At 73.5% G+C, this 6,313-nt stretch carries 7 protein-coding genes; 3 read left to right on the forward strand and 4 right to left on the reverse strand.

The features are described 5' to 3' along the window. The first annotated feature begins 8 nt into the window (after positions 1 to 8). Entirely contained in the window at positions 9 to 749 is a 741-nt protein-coding gene (locus ABD366_RS28965) for a sirohydrochlorin chelatase (RefSeq protein WP_324769767.1), read from the forward strand. Between the two features lie 13 nt (positions 750 to 762). On the opposite strand, the gene ABD366_RS28970 is transcribed toward ABD366_RS28965, so the two are convergent. Further along, positions 763 to 1,743, reverse strand: a complete 981-nt coding sequence (locus ABD366_RS28970) for an ArsR/SmtB family transcription factor (protein WP_324769768.1) — start codon at positions 1,741 to 1,743, stop codon at positions 763 to 765. An 84-nt stretch (positions 1,744 to 1,827) separates the two neighbouring features. On the opposite strand from ABD366_RS28970, the gene ABD366_RS28975 reads away from it, so the two are divergent. Then, positions 1,828 to 3,114 carry an MFS transporter gene (locus ABD366_RS28975; protein ID WP_324769770.1) on the forward strand — a complete coding sequence of 429 codons (1,287 nt, stop codon included), beginning with the start codon at positions 1,828 to 1,830 and terminating at the stop codon, positions 3,112 to 3,114. 10 nt (positions 3,115 to 3,124) lie between these two features. Here the strand turns inward: ABD366_RS28975 and ABD366_RS28980 are convergent, their stop codons facing one another. Both ABD366_RS28980 and ABD366_RS28985 read right to left on the reverse strand, forming a co-directional pair. Then, positions 3,125 to 3,724, reverse strand: a complete 600-nt coding sequence (locus ABD366_RS28980; protein WP_324769771.1) for a TIGR03086 family metal-binding protein — start codon at positions 3,722 to 3,724, stop codon at positions 3,125 to 3,127. 57 nt (positions 3,725 to 3,781) lie between these two features. Next, complete coding sequence (locus ABD366_RS28985) at positions 3,782 to 4,786, reverse strand: ketopantoate reductase family protein (RefSeq protein ID WP_324769772.1); 1,005 nt, start codon at positions 4,784 to 4,786, stop codon at positions 3,782 to 3,784. Between the two features lie 71 nt (positions 4,787 to 4,857). Between ABD366_RS28985 and ABD366_RS28990 the strand changes: the two genes are divergently transcribed. Continuing rightward, positions 4,858 to 5,739 carry an aldo/keto reductase gene (locus ABD366_RS28990; RefSeq protein ID WP_324769774.1) on the forward strand — a complete coding sequence of 294 codons (882 nt, stop codon included), beginning with the start codon at positions 4,858 to 4,860 and terminating at the stop codon, positions 5,737 to 5,739. On the opposite strand, the gene ABD366_RS28995 is transcribed toward ABD366_RS28990, so the two are convergent. After that, positions 5,708 to 6,262 (reverse strand): DUF1697 domain-containing protein, encoded by a 555-nt coding sequence (locus tag ABD366_RS28995; protein WP_324769775.1) that lies wholly within the window; start codon positions 6,260 to 6,262, stop codon positions 5,708 to 5,710. The two genes, ABD366_RS28990 and ABD366_RS28995, sit on opposite strands and share 32 nt — an antisense overlap. Between the last annotated feature and the right edge of the window lie 51 nt (positions 6,263 to 6,313).

Below are 6,313 nucleotides of genomic sequence, written 5' to 3' on the forward strand. Positions count from 1 at the left end.
GCCGCCTCATGCACACGCCGCCCGTCCTCCTCGTCATCGCCCACGGCAGCCGCGATCCGCGGCACGCCGCGACGGTGCACGCCCTCGTGCGCGAGGTACGGACGCAGCGGCCGGGCGTGCGGGTGGAGACAGCGTTCCTGGACTTCGACATCCCGTCGGTGCAGGGGGTGCTGGAGTCCCTGGCGGCGGACGGCGTACGCGATGTCGTCGCCCTCCCGCTCCTGCTCACCCGCGCGTTCCACGCGAAGTCCGACATCCCGGCGGTGCTGCGGGAGGCCCCGCGCTCGCTGCGCATCCGCCAGGCGGACGTCCTCGGCCCCTCCCCGCTCCTCCTCACGGCTCTCGAACGACGCCTGTACGAGGCCGGGCTCACCCCGGCCGACAAGCCCACGACCGGGGTCGTCCTGGCCTCGGCGGGCTCCTCCGACCCGGAGGCGATCGCAGTGATCGCTGATATCGCGCGGGAGTGGCGGCACACCGGTTGGTGCGCCGTGCGGCCTGCGTTCGCCTCCGCATCTCTCCCGCGCACCGAGGACGCCGTACGGGAGCTGCGTGCCCTCGGCTGCGCCCGGGTCGCGGTCGCCCCCTACGTCCTGGCCCCGGGCCGCCTGCCCGACCGCATCGCCTCCGGCGCGACCGGGGCGGACGTCCTGGCCGACGTGCTCGGCCCGGCCCCGGAGGTGGCGCGCGTGCTGCTGCGGCGCTACCAGACGGCGCTGGTACGGGAACTGGCGATGGCGGGGGCCTGACCGCCCAGGCCGGTCACCCGCACAGCCGCTCCCCCAGTTCGCTGCGTACGTAGCGCACACTGCGCCCGCTGCGGGTCCGCGTCAGCAGTCCCGCGTCGTACAGGACCGACAGGTGCTGGCTGACCGCGCCCGGGGTGACGCTCAGGCGGTGGGCCAGTTCGGTGGTGGAGGCCGGTTCGCGCAGCAGATGCAGGAGGCGGGCGCGGGGTGCGCCGAGGAGGCGGGTGAGTGCCTCGCCGGTGGCCGGGGGCGGGGTCTCGGAGATGGTGGCGCGGCCCCGGGCCGGGTAGCAGAGCAGGGGCGGCAGTACCGGGTCGATGTTGGTGTGCGCGCCGAGGGCGAACATGGTGGGGATCAGGACGAGGCCCCGGCCGCCGATCTCGATGTCGGCCTCCGGCCAGGGGTGGCGGTCGAACTTCTTGACCAGGGTGAGGACTTCGCCGTTCCAGGTGAGCCGTGGGTCCAGGCTCGCGAAGAGACCGCCCGCGCCTGCTTCGGCGAGGACCTTGCCGCGGTGGGCCAGGTCGGATTCGAGGACGGTCTGCACGCGTGGCCACCAGTCGGGGGCGAGGCAGTCGCGCCAGTACGCCGCCAGAGCGTCGACGACGCGAGCGAGGAAGGCGGCCGGATCGGTGAGGCCACGGCGCACCACGGGCGGCAGCGGGTGGGTCGCGTACGCGGCGGTGAAGTCGGAGACCAGTACGTGCGGCGGAGTGCGGCCGAGCGCGCGGAGCTGCTCGGCGAAGGCCGGCCGCGGCCGGTCGGGGCGGGGCGTGAGGAAGTCCGGGATCCACAGGCTCGGCGCGATGAGCGCGGTGAGCAGCTCCGTGTCCTGCTGCCGGAAGACGGGGCCGAGGCGGCGCAGCCAGGGCCGTTGATGCGGATAGCGAGCCGGGTCGCACCAGCAGCGCAGCGAGTACACGGCCTCTTGGAGGGGCGAGTACGCGAACGACGTACGGGCCAGATCGCCGACGACGAACCGGAACTCGATCATCCCAGCGCTCCCCCCTCGCTCCGACCCTTTAGCCGGACGCTAAAGGAATACCGGCAGGGGCCGGAACCCCGGTTCGCTGTGGGCATGACCACTTCGCCGACCGAGGACCGGTCCGTCGACGCCGGGCCCACCACCCGGTTCGCCGGAATGCTGCCCACCGATCCGCTGCTGCTGCGCCTCTCCCTGCTCACCCTCCTCAACGCGTTCGGGCGCGGCCTGTTCTTCCCGGTGAGCGTGCTGTACTTCACGCGGGTCGTCGGGCTGAGTGCCACGACGGTCGGGGTCGGGCTGACGGTGGCGGGCCTCTTCGGGATCGCGGCGGGCGTGCCCGCGGGGTGGGCCTCGGACCGGTGGGGGCGCCGGCCGGTGCTGACCGCGCTGTGGATCGGGTGCGGGGTGATGCTGGCGGCGTACACGGTGATCGGCTCGTACGCCTCGTTCCTGGCGACGGCGATCGGTTACGCGGCGCTGTGCCAGGCGAGCATGGGGGTGCGCAACGCGCTGTACGCCGATGTGCTGCCGGTCAGGACGCGGGTGGAGGGCCGGGCCCATCTGCGAATGGTCACCAACGTGGGCATGGGCGCGGGCGGCGCGTTCGGTGCGCTGGCGCTCCAGCTGGACAGCCGGGCCGGGTACACGGCGCTGATCCTCGTGGATGCGGTGTCGTTCGTCGTGTCCGCGCTGATGGTGTACCGGCTGCCGGGCGGCGAGAAGCGGCGACCCGTCGACGACGCCCATGCTCCCGCGGAGAGCTCTTTGCGGGCGGTGCGCGATCTGCCGTACCTGGCCGTGACGTGTCTCAACGCCGTACTGGCCCTGCAGTACAGCCTGTTGGAGGTGGGCCTGCCGCTGTGGATCGTGCAGCACACGCAAGCGCCGCGCTGGTCGGCCGCGCTGATCATGGTCGTCAACTGTGTGCTGGTGGCGCTGCTCCAGGTGCGGGCGACGCGCGGCGTCGAGGACCTGCCGGGCGCGGTACGGGCGATGCGCCGCTCGGGTCTGCTGCTGGCGCTTGCGTGCGCGGTGTTCGCGTGCACGGCGGGCCTGTCGCCGCTGTGGGCGCTCGCGATCCTGGTGGTGGGCGCGGTGGTGCAGGTCCTCGCCGAGGTGCTGTCCGCGGCGGGCGGCTGGACGGTCGGCTACGGGCTCGCCGACGCCCGCGCCCAGGGTGTCTACCAGGGTGTCTTCAACTCCGGCCAGGCCGCGGCGACGATGGCCGCGCCGGCCCTGGTGACCGCCACGGCCATCGACCACGGGGCGGCGGGCTGGGCCTTCCTCGGGGTCCTGTTCGTCGCGGCCGGCCTGGGAGTCGGCCCTGCCGTGCGCCGGGCCCGGCGGGACTCGTGGCGCGGGGAGTCCGCCGGGTCCTGAAGCGCCCCGCTCAGACGACGTGGGCCGCGGGGCGCGGGTCCCGGCCGCTCGTCGCGAGCGCCCGTTCGTACACGGACGCGTCCTGCGGCACGTCGACGGGTGCGGCGAAGCCCTCGTACTGGCGGTAGAGCGCGGCGTTCTTCTCCACGACATGGAGCAGCAGCGCGGCCCCGCCGTCCGACAGCGTGAAGTCCTGGCCCGTGGCGTGGGCCACGTCCCAGCCGTGCAGGACGAGTTCGGCCCACAGCAGGGTGGCGACCTCGGGGGCCGGCTGCTGGGCGAACCCGAGGTCGATGTCGCCGTCCCAGACCTCGGGCGCGGCCCACGCGGCGACGGCCAGGTCGAGCCGTTCGGCGTAGCGCGCGGCCCAGTCCTCGTCGGCGGTGAAGTCGCGCCCGGTCAACTCCTGTGGCAGGTCCAGACGTTGGGCGCGGTGCTCCAGGCCGTGGGAGCTGTACACCACCCAGTGGTTGACGAGGGTGCGCACGTCCCAGTCGCCGCAGCCGGACGGCGTGCCGAGCACGCCGGGTGTGACGCCCGCGGCGACGCGGGCGGCCTCGGCGGCGGCTTCGACGAGGTACGGGTGGACGGTGTCCATACGTTCTTCCATGGCCCCGACGCTAGGACGCGACCCGCCCGCTCCTCTTGAACAAACGCGACAGGCGCCCTACCGGCGTGCGTCGACCGCGGCGGTCAGCTCGGCCACGGAGGTCTCGCCTGCCGAACGCCCCTTCCGCGCCGCCTCGTTGGCGTACTCCTGGAGGACGTCGTTGACCGGGGTCGGCACGCCGTGCAGCCGTCCGAGGAGGGCGATCTCGCCGTTGAGGTAGTCCGCCTCGATGGTGCCGGTGCCCCGCTGGAGGGACTGCCAGGAGGAGCCGCCGCCGCGCGGCGCCCCGTCGAACGGCTCGAAGCGGATCTTGTCGGCCCGCACCTTCCGCTCCTCGTCCTGCGGTGTGTACGCGATACCGGCCGCCGCGAGCACGGCCTCGCCCTCGGCGCGGGCCCGCTCGAACAGAGCCGTGCCCTCCTCGCTGTCGATCACGCCGGAGACCGCCTCGACGGAGTTGGCCAGGTTCGACAGGAGCTTGGCGTACTTCCAGCGCATGACGTCGGCGGCGACGGGCGCCTCGAGGTGCGACCGCTCCAGGTCTTCGGCGATCGCCCGCGCGGTGTCGTCGCTGCCCTCGGGGTAGCGGCCCAGGTGGAGGATGCCGGTGAGCGGGGTGCCGTCGGCGCGCACGACGCCGGGCTCCACGAAGGTGGCGGGCAGCCACACGCACATCGCGTACACGCGCTGGAAGGTGCGCAGGGCGAGGCGCTCGCTCTCCACTCCGTTCTGGGCGCACACCAGCGGCAGCCGCAGGGCCGCGGTGCCGCCGCCCGCGACGGGCCGGGCACCCCAGGCGGCGAGCGCGGCGGCGCTGTCCTGGGTCTTCACGGCGAGGATCAGTACGTCGTCGGCGCGCAGGATGCCGAGCGCCTCGGGCCCGTCGACGACGGGGAGCCTGTGGGTGTGCGGTCCGTCCGGGGTCCTGAGTTGCAGCCCCTGGTCGCGCAGGGCTTCGTACTGCTTGCCCCGCGCGACGAGGACCACCTCGTGGCCCGACTGCGCGAGCCGGCCGCCGATGGCCCCGCCGACCGCTCCCGCTCCGATGATGAGATAGCGCATGCCCGCGAGCCTCTCACGCTTCCGCGGGCCGGGTCGCGGGGGCGTGGAAGGCCTCGGATACCGTCGCGCCCATGACGCTCCCCGCACCGCCGCAGACCCTGCGCATCGGCTCCGACCTGCCCGTACGCCGTCTCGGTTACGGCACCGCGCAGCTGACCGGGCCCGGCTACTGGGGTCCGCGCGGCAGCGGGGCGGAGGCCACCGCGCTGTTGCGCCGCGCCGTGGAGCTGGGTGTGACGCTCGTCGACACCGCCGACAACTACGGGCCGGACGTGGCGGAGGAGCGGGTCGCCGCTGCCCTGCATCCGTACGCCGACGGCCTCGTGATCGCTACGAAGGGCGGGGTCGTCCGGGACTCGGCCGAGGCCTGGCACATCGACGGGCACCCCGAGCGGCTGCGCGCGATGTGCGAGGCGAGCCTGCGCCGGCTGCGGCTGGAGCGGATCGACCTGTACCAGTTGCACCGGATCGACCCCGGGGTTCCGGTGGCCGAACAGCTGGGCGCGCTGGGGGAGTTGAGGGCGGCCGGGAAGATCCGGCACGTGGGCCTCGACTCGGTCACGGCCGAGCAGTTGCGGGCGGCGCTCGACCTGGACCTCGTCCCGATCGTCTCCGTGCAGAACCGCTACAACCTCCTGGACCGCGCCTCGGAGCCGCTGCTGAAGCTCTGCGAGGCGCACGGCATCGCGTTCCTGCCGTGGTTCCCGCTGGGCAACGGGGGCCTCACCGAAGATCCGGTGTGCGCCGCCGTCGCTGCGGCGCACGGCGCGACCCCGGCACAGATCGCGCTCGCCTGGCTGCTGCACCACTCCCCCGTGCTGTGCCCGACGCCGGGCACCGGAACGCTCGCACACCTGGAGGAGAACCTCGGCGCGGCACAGGTGCGGCTCACCGCACAGGAGCTGGCCCGGCTCGACGCGCTCACGCCCCGCCCGTCAGCTCCACCAGCTTGACCACGGTGTTCCAGTTGCGGCTCGTCGCGATCAGGCCCTTGTTCAGGGCGGGGCGGCTCAGCTGGGCACCCAGCTTCGACGTGCCGAGGCCGCCGGGGGCGTAGAGGTACAGCGCGCGGTCGCCGAGCCGGAAATCCTCCGGCTCGTACGCGGCCGGGTCGACGCCCGCGAATCGCTCGGCGGTCACCGGCTCCGAGAAATACGTGACGTGCAGCTGCTTGCCCTGTAGTTCGGCGGCCGGGAAGGGGCAGGCCTCCATGATCGCCTTCAGATACGCGTGGTCCCGTACGAGGACGTCGACGGCGAAGCCGAACTCGCCGCTGATGGCCGCCTCGACGTCCCGCGCCAGCGACCTCTCGTCGCCGCCGTCCGCCGCGAAGGCGACATTGCCGCTCTGCAGGTAGGTGCGGACATCGGTGCACCCCAACCCCTCGATCAGTGGCCGGAGTTGGGCCATGGGGACTTTCCTGCTGCCACCCACGTTGATGCCGCGCAACAGCGCCGCGTATCTCTTGGTCGTCATACGGACACGATAGGCAGACAGGGCAGGGCGGCCGCCGCGCCCCGTGGGGGT

It is taken from the genome of Streptomyces kunmingensis (genome assembly GCF_039533535.1).
Lineage (GTDB): Bacteria > Actinomycetota > Actinomycetes > Streptomycetales > Streptomycetaceae > Streptomyces > Streptomyces kunmingensis.